General features: G+C 74.5%; 13 protein-coding genes and 1 pseudogene. 7 read left to right on the forward strand and 7 right to left on the reverse strand.

The features are described from left to right. Positions 1–93: 93 nt before the first annotated feature. Positions 94–432, reverse strand: coding sequence for an ArsR/SmtB family transcription factor (locus ACZ4XX_RS08875; protein ID WP_468507243.1), 339 nt, complete (start codon positions 430–432; stop codon positions 94–96). A gap of 123 nt (positions 433–555) precedes the next feature. On the opposite strand from ACZ4XX_RS08875, the gene ACZ4XX_RS08880 reads away from it, so the two are divergent. Beyond that, positions 556–1,641 carry an NADH:flavin oxidoreductase/NADH oxidase gene (locus ACZ4XX_RS08880; RefSeq protein WP_468507244.1) on the forward strand — a complete coding sequence of 362 codons (1,086 nt, stop codon included), beginning with the start codon at positions 556–558 and terminating at the stop codon, positions 1,639–1,641. A 144-nt stretch (positions 1,642–1,785) separates the two neighbouring features. Beyond that, on the forward strand, positions 1,786–2,868 hold the full coding sequence (locus tag ACZ4XX_RS08885; protein WP_468507245.1) for a WD40/YVTN/BNR-like repeat-containing protein: 1,083 nt from the start codon (positions 1,786–1,788) through the stop codon (positions 2,866–2,868). A 147-nt stretch (positions 2,869–3,015) separates the two neighbouring features. Here the strand turns inward: ACZ4XX_RS08885 and ACZ4XX_RS08890 are convergent, their stop codons facing one another. Next, the gene (locus ACZ4XX_RS08890; protein WP_266975221.1) at positions 3,016–3,693 is read right to left on the reverse strand and encodes a uracil-DNA glycosylase; all 678 of its coding nucleotides are present in this window, start codon (positions 3,691–3,693) and stop codon (positions 3,016–3,018) included. Between the two features lie 109 nt (positions 3,694–3,802). On the opposite strand from ACZ4XX_RS08890, the gene ACZ4XX_RS08895 reads away from it, so the two are divergent. Both ACZ4XX_RS08895 and ACZ4XX_RS08900 read left to right on the forward strand, forming a co-directional pair. Continuing rightward, positions 3,803–4,924, forward strand: coding sequence for an N-acetylglucosamine kinase (locus tag ACZ4XX_RS08895; RefSeq protein ID WP_468507246.1), 1,122 nt, complete (start codon positions 3,803–3,805; stop codon positions 4,922–4,924). Positions 4,925–4,974: 50 nt separating this feature from the next. After that, positions 4,975–5,898, forward strand: coding sequence for a sirohydrochlorin chelatase (locus ACZ4XX_RS08900; protein WP_468507247.1), 924 nt, complete (start codon positions 4,975–4,977; stop codon positions 5,896–5,898). A 111-nt stretch (positions 5,899–6,009) separates the two neighbouring features. Here ACZ4XX_RS08900 and ACZ4XX_RS08905 read toward each other — a convergent pair whose 3' ends face one another. The 4 genes from ACZ4XX_RS08905 to ACZ4XX_RS08920 form a co-directional block, all read right to left on the reverse strand. Next, complete coding sequence (locus ACZ4XX_RS08905; RefSeq protein ID WP_468507248.1) at positions 6,010–7,065, reverse strand: lactonase family protein; 1,056 nt, start codon at positions 7,063–7,065, stop codon at positions 6,010–6,012. 497 nt (positions 7,066–7,562) lie between these two features. After that, entirely contained in the window at positions 7,563–9,065 is a 1,503-nt protein-coding gene (locus ACZ4XX_RS08910) for an FUSC family protein (RefSeq protein ID WP_468507331.1), read from the reverse strand. A 300-nt stretch (positions 9,066–9,365) separates the two neighbouring features. Further along, positions 9,366–10,361 (reverse strand): hypothetical protein, encoded by a 996-nt coding sequence (locus ACZ4XX_RS08915; RefSeq protein WP_468507249.1) that lies wholly within the window; start codon positions 10,359–10,361, stop codon positions 9,366–9,368. Positions 10,362–10,519: 158 nt separating this feature from the next. Continuing rightward, on the reverse strand, positions 10,520–11,932 hold the full coding sequence (locus ACZ4XX_RS08920; RefSeq protein ID WP_468507250.1) for an FAD-dependent oxidoreductase: 1,413 nt from the start codon (positions 11,930–11,932) through the stop codon (positions 10,520–10,522). Positions 11,933–12,137: 205 nt separating this feature from the next. Between ACZ4XX_RS08920 and ACZ4XX_RS08925 the strand changes: the two genes are divergently transcribed. The 3 genes and pseudogenes from ACZ4XX_RS08925 (at position 12,138) to ACZ4XX_RS08935 (ending at position 13,914) form a co-directional block, all read left to right on the forward strand. Further along, on the forward strand, positions 12,138–12,617 hold the full coding sequence (locus tag ACZ4XX_RS08925) for an Lrp/AsnC family transcriptional regulator (RefSeq protein ID WP_266975232.1): 480 nt from the start codon (positions 12,138–12,140) through the stop codon (positions 12,615–12,617). Between the two features lie 79 nt (positions 12,618–12,696). Continuing rightward, on the forward strand, positions 12,697–13,092 hold the full coding sequence (locus tag ACZ4XX_RS08930) for a TOBE domain-containing protein (protein WP_468507251.1): 396 nt from the start codon (positions 12,697–12,699) through the stop codon (positions 13,090–13,092). A gap of 190 nt (positions 13,093–13,282) precedes the next feature. After that, positions 13,283–13,914, forward strand: a pseudogene (locus tag ACZ4XX_RS08935) (DinB family protein). A gap of 64 nt (positions 13,915–13,978) precedes the next feature. On the opposite strand, the gene ACZ4XX_RS08940 reads toward ACZ4XX_RS08935, so the two are convergent. After that, positions 13,979–16,039, reverse strand: coding sequence for a SpoIIE family protein phosphatase (locus ACZ4XX_RS08940; protein ID WP_468507252.1), 2,061 nt, complete (start codon positions 16,037–16,039; stop codon positions 13,979–13,981). Between the last annotated feature and the right edge of the window lie 427 nt (positions 16,040–16,466).

Raw genomic sequence — 16,466 nt, forward strand, 5'->3', positions numbered from 1 at the left:
GGTCCCCCCCCCACCAGCTCCCTCCCGGCCCCCCGCTCCCCCCCGCCCGCCCCGCCCCCCGGTCGCGTTCCCGCGCGCCGAGGGCCTCGGCCTCTAGCGCGCCGCCTGGGCCTCGGCCGCCGCCAGGACCGTGGCGAGCAGGCCCGGGAAGAGGGCTTCGAGGTCGTCCTCGCGCAGGGCGTTGAGTTTGGCCGTACCGCGGTACGTCTGCCGGATGACTCCGCCCTCGCGCAGCACCCGGAAGTGGTGCGTCGTCGTGGACTTGGTGACCGGGAGGTCGAAGTACGAGCAGCTCAGCTCGGCGCGCTCGCGCGCCATGTCCCGGACGATCCGCAGCCGTACCGGGTCCGCGAGCGCGTGCAGCACCGCCTCCAGTCGGATCTGGTCGCGCGTGGGGTGTTCGAGGGCGCGAGGGCTGGTGGCGGTCGTCATGGCGGCGGCTCCACTTCATCCGGGATACGGCCATTGTACGAGAACCCTCGTAGTTTGACAGATGCCGTACTACGATGGTTACCGTACTAGCGTCCTTCGAGGCATCCCGAAACGGAGTCCGTCATGAGCGTCGCCCTGTTCGAGCCCTACACACTGCGGTCGCTGACCGTCCCCAACCGGGTGTGGATGGCGCCCATGTGCCAGTACTCGGCGGAGATGACCGGACCGAACGCGGGTGTCGCCACGGACTGGCACTTCGCCCACTACGCCTCCCGGGCCACCGGCGGCACCGGACTGATCCTGGTCGAGGCGACCGCCGTCGCCCCCGAGGGCCGGATCAGCCCGGCGGACCTCGGCCTCTGGAACGACACCCAGACCGAGGCCCTCCGCCGCATCGCCGGCTTCCTCAAGGACCACGGCACGGTTCCCGGCATCCAGATCGGACACGCCGGACGCAAGGCTTCGACCAAGCGCCCCTGGGAGGGCCGCGGGCCCGTCCCCGCGGGCGGTCCCGGCTGGCAGCCCGTCGCTCCGAGCCCCGTCGGGTTCGCCGACGGCTACCCGGTGCCGACCGAACTGACCGTCGAGAAGATCCATGAGATCACCGGGCAGTTCGCGGACGCGGCCCGCCGCGCGCTCGACGCCGGTTTCGAGGTCGTCGAGGTGCACGGCGCCCACGGCTACCTGATCGGCGAGTTCCTCTCCCCGCACAGCAACCACCGCACCGACGCGTACGGCGGTTCCTTCGAGAACCGGACCCGGCTCGCCCTGGAGGTCGTCGACGCCGTGCGGTCCGTGTGGCCCGAGGAACTGCCCGTCTTCTTCCGCATCTCCGCCACCGACTGGCTGGAGGAACAGGGCTGGACGGTCGACGAGACCGTGCGGTTCGCCGCGCTCCTCCGCGAGCACGGCGTCGACCTCCTCGACGTCTCCAGCGGCGGCAACGGCGGACCGGCCGAGATCCCGGTCGGCCCCGGCTACCAGGTGCCCTTCGCCGCCCGCGTCAGGGCCGAGACCGGGCTGCCGGTGGCCGCCGTCGGTCTGATCACCGAGAGCGAGCAGGCCGAGAAGATCGTCGCCGGCGGCGAGGCCGACGCGGTCCTCCTCGGCCGTGAGCTGCTGCGCGACGCCTCCTGGGCCCGCCGCGCCGCCCGCGACCTGGGTGCGTCGACGCACGCGGCGCCGCCGCAGTACGCCTGGGCGATCTGAGCACCACGACGTGACCGCCGCCCCTCTGGATCACAGGGGTACGGCGCGGCGCGGGCGCCCCAGGGAGTGTCCGGGAGCCGTTGTCAGTGGCCGGGTGCAGACTGGCCCGTATCCGCGACAACGGCGTCCTGGAGGTTGGCAGACATGCCCGACGTTCTCCTCACCGTAGGCACCCGCAAGGGACTCTTCATCGGCCGCAGGCACGACGGCCGATGGGAGTTCGACGATCCGGCCTTCCCCGCGCAGGCGGTCTACTCGGTCGCCATCGACACCCGCGGTCCGACCCCACGGCTGCTCGTGGGCGGGGACAGTGCCCACTGGGGGCCGTCCGTCTTCCACTCCGACGACCTCGGCAGGACCTGGACCGAACCGGCGCGGCCGGCCGTCAGGTTCCCCGAGGACACCGGCGCCTCCCTGGAGCGCGTCTGGCAGCTGCATCCGGCACCCGAGCACTCCCCCGGCGTCGTGTACGCGGGGACGGAGCCGGCCGCGCTCTTCCGGTCCGGGGACGGCGGGGAGTCCTTCGAGCTCGTCCGGCCGCTGTGGGAGCACCCGACCCGCTCCCAGTGGGTGCCGGGCGGGGGCGGCGAGGCCGTGCACACCGTGGTGACCGACCGGCGCGACCCGGAGGCGGTCACCGTCGCCGTGTCCACCGCCGGGGTGTTCCGCTCGCAGGACGGCGGGGCCGCCTGGGAGCCTTCCAACGAAGGTGTGTCGGCGGTGTTCCTGCCGGACCCGCATCCGGTCTTCGGGCAGTGCGTCCACAAGATCGCCCAGGACGCGGGCAATCTCGACCGGCTCTATCTGCAGAACCACTGGGGTGTCTTCCGCAGCGACGACGCGGGTGCCAGCTGGACGGACATCGGCTCCGGCCTGCCGTCCGACTTCGGCTTCGCTGTCGCCGCGCACCCGCACCGCCCGGACACCGCCTATGTCTTCCCCATCACCGCGGACTCCGACCGGGTCCCGGCCGGCCGTCGGTGCCGGGTCTACCGTACGACCGACGCCGGAGCCACCTGGGAGCCGCTGAGCCGGGGCCTGCCCGAGGGAGACCACTACGGCACGGTGCTCCGGGACGCACTGTGCACGGACGACGCGGACCCGGCGGGCGTGTACTTCGGCAACCGCAACGGCGAGCTGTACGCGAGCGCCGACGACGGCGACAGCTGGCGACTCCTCGCCGGACACCTGCCGGACGTGCTGTGCGTGCGGGCGGCCGCGATCTGAGCCGGGCGGTTCCGAACCGGAGCGGTTCCGAGCCGGGTGATCCGAGAAGGTGCCCCGGGAAGGGTGATCCGGACCGGATGACCCGGACCGGATGACCGAGCCGGGTGCGTCCGTGGCCTCCGCCGTACGGAGGGGGCCACAGCCGGATCAGGGCAGGCGCCAGTCCACCGGCTGGGCGCCCTGCTCCAGGAGGAGTTCGTTGGCGCGGCTGAAGGGACGGGAGCCGAAGAAGCCGCGGTCCGCCGACATCGGGGACGGGTGCGCGGACTCGATCGCCGGCAGGTTGCCGAGGAGCGGGCGGGCGTTGCGCGCGTCGCGGCCCCACAGGATCGACACCAGGGGCTTGCCCCGGGCGGCGAGCGCGCGGATCGCCTGCTCCGTCACCTCCTCCCAGCCCTTGCCGCGGTGGGCGGCCGGCTTGCGGGGGGCGGTGGTCAGCGCCCTGTTGAGGAGGAGGACGCCCTGCCGGGTCCAGGGGGTCAGGTCGCCGTTCGACGGGCGGGGCATCCCGAGGTCGGTGTGCAGCTCCCGGAAGATGTTCTCCAGGCTGCCCGGCAGCTGGCGGACCTCGGGCGCGACGGCGAAGCTGAGCCCGATCGCCATTCCCGGTGTCGGATAGGGGTCCTGACCGACGATCAGGACCCGCACGTCGTCGAACGGCTGCTGGAACGCCCGCAGTACGTGCTGTCCGGCCGGCAGATAGGTCCGGCCCGCGGCGATCTCCGCCCGCAGGAAGTCACCCATCTCCGCCACGCGCCCCGCCACGGGGCTCAGGGCCTCCGCCCAGCCGGGCTCCACCAGTTCCTTCAAAGGTCGCGCTGTCACGGTCCGTCACTCTACCGGCCTACAGTGACACCCGGTTCGGGCGCCGTCCCCGGCCACCCCCTAGACTCCGCCCACTCCCCCGCCCCACGCGTTTCGAGGACGGTGCACCGTGACCTCTGTCGTCTCCGCGGCTTCCGTGAACGACCCTTCCGGCGCTCTGGTCGTCGGTGTCGACTCCGGGGGTTCCGGACTCCGGATCGCACTTGCGGAGGCGGCGGGCGGCGCCGTGCTCGGCACCCGATCGTCGCGCGAACCGGTGCGGACCGGACCCGGCGGCATCTCCGCCCGGCACTTCCTCGACCAGGTCCTGCCGGCCGTCCGGGCCCTGACGGAACCTCACGGCGCGCGGCCGGTCGTCGCCGTGGCCGTGGGCGCCGCCGGCACGGCGACCCTCGGGGACGAACTGCGGGCCGAGCTGCCGGGCGCCTTCGCCGAGGCCTGGGGCGTACGGCGGCTCGCGCTGGCGGCCGACGCGGTCACCGCGTACGCCGGTGCGCTCGGGCAGCGGCCCGGGGCCGTCGTCGCCGGCGGTACGGGGATGATCGCGCTCGGCACGGATCTGACGTCCTGGCGGCGGGCCGACGGCTGGGGCCATCTCCTCGGCGACTGCGGCAGCGGCGCCTGGATCGGCCGGGCCGGCCTGGAGGCGGCCATGCGCGCGCACGACGGGCGCCGCGGCGGTTCGGCGGCGCTCCTGGCCCGGGCGGAGAAGCTGTTCGGTCCGGCGACCGGCCTGCCGGGCGCGCTCTACCCCCGTACCGACCGGCCCGCCGTGCTCGCCTCCTTCGCGCCCGAGGTGGGAGGGTGCGCCGCCGAGGACCCGGTGGCGGCGGACATCCTGACGCGGGCGGCCCGGCACATCGCCGAGGCCGCCGAGGCGGCGTGCCCGGCCGGGCCGGGGGCGCTGGTGGCACTGACGGGCGGCCTGTTCAGGATGGGCGAGCCGCTGCTCGTACCGGTGCGCGCGGCCCTCGGGGAGTTCGTTCCGCAGGCGCGGACGGTGGACCCCGCGGGGGATCCGCTGGCCGGGGCCGTCGCACTCGCGGCAGCGCTCGCCACCGGCACGCTGCTGCTCCCGGAGGACCCCGCACTGCTGCGCCTGTTCGGGGAGGACGCTCCGCGGGCGGCCTCATCCGCCCAGGTGGGAGGCGGTGCGCCGACCCGCGACGAAGGCGGGAACCGCATTCCGGACGCACCTGAGGGGGGACATAGAGGGGCAGAAGGCGCATGATCGTACCTCAGCCGACGCCGCCCCGGACGAAACCAGTAGCATGCGGCGCCATGAGCTCCCCCACTGGGCCTGCTTCCGGCCTGCCTGTACGAATGCCTCGACCCCGTCAGTCCGGGCGGCACCGTCGCCCCGAACCCGCGGCGGCGCCCGAGGGCGCTCCCGCACTGGTTCTCGCTGTGCCCGGCGTGCCGTCCGCCGCCATACGCTCTCTGGCCGAAGAGGTCGTGAGCATCGCCCGTTCCGAGCTGCCCGGCCTCGACGCCCTGATCGGCTTCGTCGAGGGCGACGACAGCGAGTACCCCTCGCTCACGACCGTGCTGACGGCCGCCGCCACGCTGCGCACCGAGCGGTACGAGCTGGCCATGGCCGCCGGCCGCGAGGTCAGCGCTCCCACCGGCCCCGCCTCGGTCGTCGTGCCGCTGCTCGCCGGTCCGGACAGCGCCCAGACGCGCCAGGTCCGCCAGGCCGTCATGGACGCCGGCAACACCGCCGAGCTCACCGACGTCCTCGGCCCGCACCCGCTGCTCGCCGAGGCGCTGCACGTGCGTCTCTCCGAGGCGGGTCTGGCCCGTGCCGACCGCGCCCGGCTGTTCACGGTCGCGACGGCCGCCGACGGCATCATCCTCGCCACGGTCGGCGGCGAGGAGGCGGTGCAGGCCGCGGGGATCACCGGCATGCTGCTGGCCGCGCGCCTCGCCGTGCCCGTCATCGCCGCCGCCCTCGACCAGGAGGGTTCGATCGCCTCCGTCGCCGAGCAACTGCGCGGTTCCGGTTCGGAGCAGCTCGCGCTCGCCCCGTACCTGATCGGCCCGGAGCTGGCCGACGGCCTGCTCGACGAGGCCTCGAAGGAGGCCGGCTGCGCCTCCGCGGAGCCGCTGGGGGCCTACCCGGCGATCGGCAAGCTCGTGCTCTCGCAGTACACGGCCGCGCTCGGCATCCCGCCGCAGCAGCCGCAGGGCGCGCCCTCGTTCTGAGGACCGCCACCCCGCCCGTACGCCGAAGGGCCCGCACCGACGTCCGGTGCGGGCCCTTCGGCGTCGCGACGCACGGTCCCGCGGGTGGCCAGGGGGCTGCGGCCCCGTCCCTCAGCCGAGGACGACGCAGGAGGCGGCGGGGGCCTCGATGGAGCCCCCGCGCGCGGGGACCCCGGTCTCGGGGTCGAGGCCGAACCAGGTGACGTCGCCGGAGCGCTCGTTCGCGGCGTACAGGTGCCGGCCCGACGGGGCGAGCGTGAGGTCGCGGGGCCAGGTGCCACCACAGGGCACGGTGGCGACCAGGGCGGCCTCGGCCCCGTCGGCGTCGAGGGCGAGCACGGCGAGGGTGTCGTCCCCGCGCACGGCGGCCCAGAGGAAGCGCCCGTCGGGGGCGACGACGACTTCGGAGGGGTAGCTGGGGCCGGGGGTGCCCTCGGGGACGACGGGGGTCTCACCGAGGGGTTCGAGGACTCCTGCGCCGGCGTCCCAGCGGCAGACGGTGAGGGTGGGCTCCAGCTCGTTGAGGACGTACGCGTGCGTGCCGGCCGGGTGGAAGGCGAGATGGCGCGGTCCTGTGCCGGGGCGCAGTGCGGTCTCCCCGTGGACGGTGAGGGCTCCCGTACCGGGGTCCAGGGCACAGATCCGTACGGAGTCGGTGCCGAGGTCCACACTGACGATCCAGCGGCCGCTGGGGTCGGGAAGCACCTGGTGGGCATGCGGGCCGGCCTGCCGGGAGGCGACGGGACCGCTGCCCTCGTGCCGGAGGACGCTCGCGGCGGGGCGGGCGGTGCCGTCCTCGGCCAGCGGCAGGGCGGTGACGCTGCCGGAGGTGTAGTTGGCGGTGAGGAGGTGCCCGGCGGCGAGGGCGAGGTGGGTGGGTGCGGCGCCGTCGACGGGGACGGGCGCGCCGAGGAGCCGGGGTTCGGGCCCGCCGACGTCGAAGGCGGCGACGGCCCCCGCCCCGGTCTCGGACACGGCGTGCAGCACAGGGCCCGCGAGGGCGAGGAACGAGGGGTCGTCGAGGGCGTCGCTGCCGCCGGTGACGGTCAGCGCGCCCGTCTCCTCGTCCACGTCGGCGGCGAGGACTCCCCGCCCGCCCGCCGAGGTGAAGGAGCCGATGTACGCCCGCACCGCCCTCGGGTCCCGAACCGTCTCTGTGCCGCCCACGGCGCCTCCCCTGTCCCCGTGGCCGGTCGCGGTCGACCGGCCTGCGTCCGGCCGACGGTAGCAGGCGGTCTAGACCAAAGCGGGTGGGCGGGCCGACGCGACGGGTCGACGGCGGGGGCCGTGGCGGTGACGACGGCGGGGGCCGGTGGCTTGGTCGGCGGGCGGCGGGGGCCGGGGCAGCCAAGGCGGGGGCCGGTGGCGGCGGGGGCCGGTGGCGGCGGGGGCCGGTGGCTGCGTCCGGCGGCGTCCTCCGCGATGCCGAGGACGCGCCGCGGAGGGGCCGCGGATGGGCAGCGGAGGGGCCGCAGACACGTCCGGGAGACGCCGGAGGCGGGGCCCGTCCGTGGCCCGTCTCCGGGCATCTCCCCGGCCCGGCCCCGGGAAGTGCCCCGGAGACGCGCCGCCGGCAGGCCCGGGGAGTGCCCGCAGACACGCCTGGGAAGTGCCGCAGACGCGCCCGGAGACACCCGAGGCGGGCCGTCGGCGGGTCGGAACGGTCAGGAGCGGACGAGCAACGAGCCCGGCGGCGTGCGCAGCGGCTCGTCCAGCGCGGCAAGGAGCTTCTCCAGGCCGCTGACGTGGCCGAGTGCCGCCTGGCCGACGGCCGGGGCGACCGCGCCCTCCGCCGCCACGCGCTCTCCGGCCTCGCGACCGCCCTGGGGTGACGTCAGCCGTTCCACCGCGGCCTCGACGCGCCAGCAGGCCGCGGCGAGGCGCGCGTCGTGGCTCGCGGCCGGGTCGGCCGCCACGGCGGCGAGCCCCCGTACCTCGTCGGCGCACTCGTCGAGCAGCGCCAGGACCCGCCGCGCGCGGGCCTTCCGGCCGCGGAACGGGCTCAGCGGGTGGACCAGCGGGGCGACGGAGAGCCGTACGCGTCCGAGCAGCAGCTCCAGCTCGGCGGCGTGCGGGGTCGGGTCGGCGTCCTCGTCGCCGGACAGGCGCCGCAGGGAGGCGGAGGTGGCGGACCGCACGCCTTGGAGCGCGCGCTGGATCCAGGCGTCGTTGATCGCGTGGGTGGTGACCGGGAGGATGAGCAGCACGGCGAGCGCCGCGCACACCGCGCCCACGGCGGTCTCCTCGAGACGGAGCACCAGCAGCGCCGGGTCGAGCACACCGAGGAGCCCGTAGAGCAGACCCGCCATCACGGTCACGGCCAGCATCATCCAGCTGTACGAGACGGGCGCGGTGTAGAAGATGCCGAAGACGCAGACGGCCACCAGGGCGGCCGTGGGCACCACGGCACCGTCGAGCGGGATGGCGACGATCATGCCGACGGCGATCCCGATCACCGTGCCGAGGACCCGGCGGAAGCCGCGTACGAGCGTCTCGCCGCGTGACACGGTGTTGACGAAGATCCACCACGTCGTGCCGACGGCCCAGTACCAGCGGTCCTCGGAGAGCACCTGGCCGATGGCGAGCGCCACGGCGCACGCGGCCGCGGCCTGGATCGCCTGCCGGGTGGTCACGCGGGAGAGCCCGGTGCCGGGCAGCGGGGCCGGCACGGCGGGCGGAGGCGTACGGCGTTCCAGCCGCCACAGGAGGAAGCGCACCGCGCCGGCGGCTGCCAGGGCGATGCCGACGGCCGCGTACAGCTCGGGGAGTTGCCCGGGGACGGCGTGCAGGAACTGGGTGGTGAAGAAGTTCATGAACGCGAAGATCCCCAGTGCGTGGCCGCGGGGGCCCCAGCGCCGGGCGTAGACCCCGCAGAAGACCACGGCGAGGAAGGCGACGTCCCGCAGCAGTGTGATGTCGTGCAGCGCGGTGGCCAGGGCGAGGACGGGGAAGCCCGCGGCCGGGAGGAGCAGGGTGGTGACGGCCTGCGCGCGGACGGTGGAGTCCATCACGGTGAAGAGCGCGAGCAGCGCGGCCAGACCGCCGGTGATCGACGCGGTGAGCGAGAGGCCGGCGAGCTCCGCGAGCGCGACGGCGAGCGCGATGCCCATGACGGCGCGCAGCGAGTTCTTCAACCTGACGTGCCCCGGATCCGGTGCCACGAACATCCTCTTCACGGCTGTGAACCGCCCCCTCGTCTTGCCTCTCGTCCTGCCTCGCGGCGTCCCGGGGTGGTGGGAGCTCGCGGACATGACGAAGGCGCCGCGGTCCGGACCGGCCTCGTCGCCGCCCCGGCGCTGCGCGGCGCCGAAAGTACCTGGATACGCCAAGGAAACCATCCGTGGCGCCTCTGGCTCAACTCAGGACCCATCGGGTGGACCATTGGCCCAGTGATCGACGGTCCCCGGTGGCCGCCCGGCGGCCAACGGACCACTCCGGATCCGGCACGCGCCGGCGTTCCGGCCGGGTCACTCCCGGCTCCGGCGCTCCAGGTCCTGGACCGCGCGGGCGGCCTGCGCGGCGGCGCGGCGGGCCTCCCGGACGGCGACCTCCGCTGCCGTCACCGCCCTGCCGGCGGTCGTGGACGCCGCCCTCGCCTCCTGTCGGGCCTGCCGGCCGGCGTGCAGCTCACGCTCCAGGCGACTGACCAGCTCGGCCGCCTCTTCGGCGTCCTCCACGGCCGCCTGCCGCGCGTCGCGGGCCTCGGCGAGCTCCCGCTCGCACCGGCCGATCTCGCCGTCGGCTTCCTCCGCCGCCGCGCGGGCACGTTCGAGCTCGCGCGACCGGGCACGTTCGCGCTCGCGCAGCCGCCGCGCGCCCTCGCCACGGGCCGCCTTCTTCTTCGGCGTCGGCGGTTCGGCGGCTCCGGCCGCCTCCTCACTCGCGGTGGTCGCGGTGGTCGCCGTCGTCTCGGTGGTCGCCGTCGTCTCGGCGGCTTCGGCCGCATCGGCGGCCGGGGCCCGGCGGGCGGGCACCGCCTCCGGCGCGATCGCGGGGAACCCGACCGCCGCTTCGGGCACCGTGACGAGCCGGCCCCTCGACCACTGCTCGGCCACCTCCCGGTCGGCGAGAACACCGTGCAGGGTCTGCTCGATCTCGTGCAGCACCGTGTCGCTCACGGACAGCCCCGCTTCCGCCGCGAGCCCGGCGGCCGAACGGGCGAGCGCGGTGATCAACTGCTGCCGCTGCCCGCTCGCCGCCCGCAGCTGCTCGGCGTCGAGCGTGCGGTGGGCCTCCCTCAGGGTCTCTCCCAGGGCCAGGAACTGCCGGGCCTCCTGCTGCCGCTGGCGGGCCAGTCGGTTCGCCGCCCACGCGGCGAGCGACGGGCGCCGCAGCGCGGCGACGGCCTTCGCCGCCCTGGCGTCCTTCGCCGCGCGCGCCCGGGCGACGTACGTGTCCCGCGCGGCCACGAACTCCGCCGGCCTCAGGCCGTACAGCTCCTCGGCGACTTCCTCGACATCCACGCCGCCCACTCTGCGCCGATCGCGCGCCGGGGCCGGGATCACGCTCGGCGCCTCCGCCGGATGCCCGCCTCGATCACTCGCTCGGGGCCCCCGAGGACGGTCGGCTCTCCGCCCCGCGTCCTGTGCCTCTCCGCCGCCTCTTCACCCTGCCGTCCGCTTCACTCCTCCGTCAGTGCGCGCGTGGCCGGGCCCTGGAGGACGCTGCCGTCGGCTGCGAAGCGCGAGCCGTGGCAGGGGCACTCCCAGCTCTGCTCTGCCTCGTTGAAGCCCAGCTCGCAGCCCATGTGGGTGCAGCGTCGTGCCGTCCGCAGGCCCGCCACGTAGTGGCGCGCCACCGTGGACTGGTGCCGTACGACCCCGGGCACCTCGCGTACCGGCAGGTGGCGGCGCGGGTCGACGAGCTCCGTCCAGGCCGGGCGCGGCGCGCCCGTGACGTGCGCGGTCAGCAGGCGGCCGGCGGCGACGCCGTTGCTGAGGCCCCATCCGCCGAAGCCGGTGGCGAGGTAGACGTGCTGGGTGTCCGGGTGCTCGTGGCCCACGCAGGGCATCCCGTCCGGCGTGTGGACGTCCTGGGCGGCCCACCGGTGGATCTCCGTCGCCTCGGCGAAGCCCGGCAGGTGCCCGCGCGCCCAGCCTTCCAGTGTTTCGTACCGCTCGGACACGCCCCCGCTGCCCGGCTCGAACGCCTCGCCCGCCACGATCAGCAATCGCCGTCCTTCGCCCAGCGGAGCCGTACGCACCGACCGGGCGCCGTCGTCCGGTGTCACGTACATCCCGTACGGGGCATGGCGTGCGTCCACGGACGCGGCGACGACGAGTTCCCGGCGCACCGAGAGGCGCACCAGGAGGCTGCTGTGGCAGCGGAGCGGGAAGTGGGTGGCGAGGACGACGTCCCGGGCGTGGACCGCGGCTCCGCCCTCCACCGTGACACGGCATTCGGCGCCGTCGTGGAGCTCGGTGACGCGCGTGTTCTCGTGGAGGCGACCGCCCCGCGCGACGAAGTCGTCCGCCAGGCCGAGCAGGAACCGGCGCGGGTGGAACTGCAGCTGGCCCTCCGCCCGCACGGCCGCCACGATCGGGTACGGGAGCCCCGTGTCCGTCACCGTCGTGGCCCGCAGGCCGGCCTCCCCTGCGGCATCCGCCTCCTCGCGGATCTCCGCCGCGCTCCCCTCGTCGACGGTGTACGTGAAGGCCGGCCGGTGTTCGATCTCCGCCTCGACGCCCAGTTCCGCGCAGTCCCGCACGACCTGACGCAGGGCGTCCTCCTGGGCGTCGGCGTACAGGGCGGTCGCCTCCGCTCCTCGGCGGCGGCGCAGGCGGGCGTAGCTGAGGCCGTGCAGGGAGGTCAGTTCGCCGGCGGCGTGCCCGGTCACGCCGGACGCGATCCGGTCGGCCTCCAGGAGGACCACGTCGGCCCCCGCGCGGACCAGCCCCCGGGCGGTGCACACGCCGGCGACACCGGCCCCCACGACGACCACGTCGGCGAAGAGATCACTGTCCAGGGGCGGGTGCGCGGCGCCGGGCGACGGCGCCGACGCCATCCAGTACGAGTTCCCGGATCCGCGTCGCATGATCGCTCCTCTCCGCGGGTGCCCGGCGGACGGCACGCGGTACTCCTCCTCCGGAGATACCCGCAGCCACCGGGCTCAGTCGCCTTCCGGCCACCGCGGTGCGCTCGCAGGGGCCCTGGAGGAGCGGATTCCGTACCGGAATGAAACGATTCCGACCCCAGGTGCCCCCGCGCGGGGCCGAAGGAACCGAGGAGGACCGCCGAGTATGGCCGTGGACGAGCTCGACACCCGGATCCTGCGGCTGCTCATCGAGCAGCCGCGGACGAGCGTGCGCGAGTACGCGCGGATCCTGGGCGTGGCGCGGGGCACCGTACAGGCCAGGATCGACCGTCTGGAGCGGGACGGGGTGATCACCGCCACCGGTCCGGTGCTCTCTCCGGCCGCGCTGGGGCACCCGGTGCTCGCCTTCGTCCATGTCGAGGTGACCCAGGGACACCTCGACGAGGTCGGCGACGCGCTCGCGGCCGTGCCGGAGATCGTGGAGGCCTTCTCCATCACCGGCGGCGGCGATCTGCTCACCCGGGTGGTCGCCCGCGACGCCGGGCACCTGGAGGACGTCATCCAGCGGCTCATCCAGCTGCCCGGGGTGGTCCGCACCCGTACCGAGATCGCCCTGCGTGAACGGGTGGCCCACCGGCTGCTGCCGCTGGTCGAGGCGGTCGGACGGCGATCGGATTCCAGCTGAATCGCAGGACTTGTCCCACACGATGAGATGTGCGCATTTTCCTTGCATATGAGAGCCCTGAGGACATAATCTCTCGCACATGCAGTCCTACACCATCGGGCAGGCGGCGCGCCTGCTGGGCGTGAGCCCCGACACCGCACGCCGCTGGGCCGACGGCGGCCGGTTCGTCACCCATCGCGACGAGAACGGCCGGCGCCTCATCGACGGACGTGACCTGGCCGCCTTCTCCGTCGAGGTCGCGCAGAGCGGCCAGGGCGACGAGGACCCGGCGTACACATCGGTGCGCAACGCGTTCCCCGGCATCGTCACGGCCGTCAAACTCGGCGACATCGCCGCGCAGGTGGAGATCCAGGCAGGTCCGCACCGGCTCGTCTCGCTCCTCACCCGTGAGGCCGTGGAGGAGCTGGGGCTCGAGGTCGGCATGCAGGCGACCGCCCGCGTGAAGTCGACCAGCGTGCACATCGACCGGATGTGACCTGATCCGACCCGATCCCGCGGGTCGCGACGCAGGCCGACCGGTCGGACCCGGACCGGCCGGATCTCAACGCACCGGACCCGGACCGGCCGGCATCGGTCCGGTCGGAGCGGACCGGCCGGACCCGAGCCCGCCCGCCCCTCCGTCGGCCGACCGACCTGCCCCGCCCCTCTGCGATCCGGAGCCCCCGATGGCCATACCCGCACGGCTCGTCCCTCTCCTCGACCAGTTCGACTTCGCGCGGCGGCGGCTCACCGACCGCATGGCGGGGCCCCTGATGGACAGCGGGAACGGCACGGACGTCGAGGTCGGTCCGATGACCGACGCGGAGTACCTCTGGGAGCCGGGGCCCGGCTGCTGGTCCGTACGGCGCCGCACCGACGGTCCCGGGCCGCGCGCCACCGTGCTGACCGGAACCGACTCCGGCGACTGGGGCCCGATGCGACTCCCGCACCGCACCCGGCCCCGCCGCCGTTCACCACGATCGCCTGGCGGCTGAGCCACCTCAGCGAGCTCCTCGCGCTCCGCGCCGACCACACGAACGGCAGCCGCACCCTCACCCGCGACGACTACCCGATCAGCGGGGACGTCGCGACGGCCGTCGCCGCGTTCGACACCGCCGCCGGCGCCTGGCGGGACGCACTGCTCTCCGCCGACGACGCGGCACTCGACACCGTCGGGTACAGCACCTACCCGCACGGCAGCGATCCGGAGGACCGCTTCCTGGAGACCGTCTGGTGGGTGAACCAGGAGCTCCTGCACCACGGGGCGGAGATCGCCCTCCTCCGCGACCTGTACCGGCTCCGGCACGCGGGAGCCTGAACCCGGCCCACCCCGGACCGACCCGAAGGACGCCGGAGGGACCTCCCTTTCCCCGTACGGGAACTCATCGGGTCGTACGGGCCAGCAGCATCGCCACGTCGTCCTGCGCGGGCCCCGCGAGCAGCTGTCTCAGGATGTCGTCGCACAGCTCGTCCAGGGGGCGGTCGAGGTGCCGCAACGCCCGGGCGAGCTGTCGCATCCCCTCGTCGAGATCGCGGTCGCGGGCCTCGATGAGACCGTCCGTGTACAGGACGAGCAGCCCGCCCTCGGGCAGGGTCACCTCCTCGGTGCCGAAGTCGTGGGCGCCCGTGCCCAGCGGGGTTCCCGGCGGCCCGTCGAGGAAGGTGATCGTCCCGTCCGGGGTGGCCACGGCCGGCGGCAGATGGCCGGCGCGCGCGATGACCCAACCGCCGTCGGCCGGGTCGTGGACGGCGTAGACGCAGGTCGCCATCGTGTCCTCGCCGAGGTCGGCGACGACGGCGTCGAGGGAGCTCAGCATCTCGACCGGCGGGATGTCGTGACGGGCCAGGGTCCGTACCGCCGTGCGCAGCTGGCCCATCACCGCGGCCGCGTGGATGCCGTGTCCCATGACGTCGCCGATGACGAGCCCCGTCCTGCCGCCGGGCACGGCGATGACGTCGAACCAGTCGCCGCCGACGTCGTGGGCGCTCGCGGGCAGGTAACGGCCGGTGAGTTCGAGCCCGGTGACGGCGGGCAGCGCGCTGTTGGTGAGGCTGCGCTGAAGGGTGAGGGCGGCCTCCCGCTGGGTGGTGTAGAGGCGCGCGTTGTCGATGTTGAGGGCGGCCCGCGCCACGACCTCGTCGATGAGGACGCTGTCCTGCGCGTCGAAGGGCTCGCGGGTCCGCAGCCGGGTCACCGTGACCGTGCCGAGCACCTGGCCGCGGGCCACCATCGGGACGAGCCGCGCCGACCCGATGCGGGTGGCGAAATAGGTGCGGAGCGCCTCGGTGCGCGGGTCGGTGAAGAGTTCCGGGATGTCGGACGTGACGAGGTTCGTGGGCCGGCCGCGGGCGACGGCCTGCTCGTACGCGGAATCCAGCGGGATCTGGAAGATCTGCCCGGGCACGAGCTGCGACGTGGGGGACGCGGGGTCCGGGAAGCGGGCCGCGAGTCGCCGCAGCACTCCACGCGTGGAGGCGACCGGGTCGTCCGGCGCGAGGACGGACTCCAGCATCTGGACGTCCGCCGAGTCGGCCAGAGACGGCACGAGGAAACGTACCGCCTCCTCGGCCGTCTGCTGCAGGTCCAGGGTCGTGCCGATCCGCGCCCCGGCCTCGGCGAGCAGGGCGAAACGGTGACGGGCCCGCTCGACCTCGGTGTGCGCCTCCTGGCTCTCGGTGATGTCCACGAGGGACGCGATGAGTCCCAGGGACCGCCGGTCGGTGCGGTCGATGAGCGGGGCGTACGAGCAGGACCAGATGTGGTCGCGATCGGGGTCGGCGGGCGTACGGCCGACCCGGCGGGCGTCGACGACGGCGTGCCCGCTCTCCATGACCTGGCCCATCAGGGATTCGAGCGAGGCGGCGTTGACGCCGGGCACCACCTCCGTGAGGCGACGGCCCACGTGCTCGGCGGCCCCCACCCCGTTCATCTTGGCCAGGGCGTCGTTCACACGGAGGAACCGCAGGTCGGGGCCGAGCAGGGCGAGACCGATGGGTGACTGGGTGAAGAGGCTCTCCATCGCCGCGAGGTTCTCCCGCATGCGCAGGACCTCGGAGGTCTCCACCGCGATGAGCATCGCGCCCGGCAGGCCCTCCGGGTCGGCGGCCGGCACGATCCACATCTCCATGGCGATCGTGTGCCCGTCGCGGTGCCGGACGGGGAGGGTGCCGACCATGGTCTCGCCGGCCTGGACGCGATGGGTGAGCCGTTCGGCGAGTTCGCGGTTGTCGTCGGGGACGAGGAGGGGCGCGGCGAGCCGTCCGATCACGTGCTCGGGTCGGTGGCCGAGCAGATCCTGCGCGGCGAGCGACCATTCGACGATGCGGCCCTCGGCGTCCTCACGCCACAGGGCGATCGGGAGCAGCTCGCGGAGCACGCCCGCGTCCCCGACGGCCGCCCGGGGCGGCTGCGGAACCCTGCTCGACGACTCGTGAGTCTCCAACGCATCGACCTACGCATCGGCCCGGCCCCGGGGGGCGCATTACCTGTCGAATCACCCTAGCCGAGTAACTGGGCGTGGGCTCTGCGTTGTGCGGCCGATCGATGCGGGGGGGGGGAGGGGCGGGACGGGCTGGGCGGAGGCCTGGGGCAGGTGCAGGGGGCAGGGCGTGCGCAGGGCAAGGAAGGGGAGAGAGGAAGGAGGCGGGGGCAGCGGGACCGCGGATTCCGTAGTTCTACGGATGTGCGGGCCGCTCGGGGCTGCGAGAGTCGGTCCGACCTCTGTGTGTGCGGGTTCTGCCGGGTGTGCGGCGCCGTGCGCGCCCCCTTCCCCGCCCGCTCCGCTTCCTCGCCTCCTCCTCATCGCTCGCACTCCGCGTCCCCCTCCGTCCCCTCCTGTCCCCCGCGTCCCCCTCCGTCCCCTCCCGACC

Source organism: Streptomyces sp. NPDC029956 (assembly GCF_055574655.1).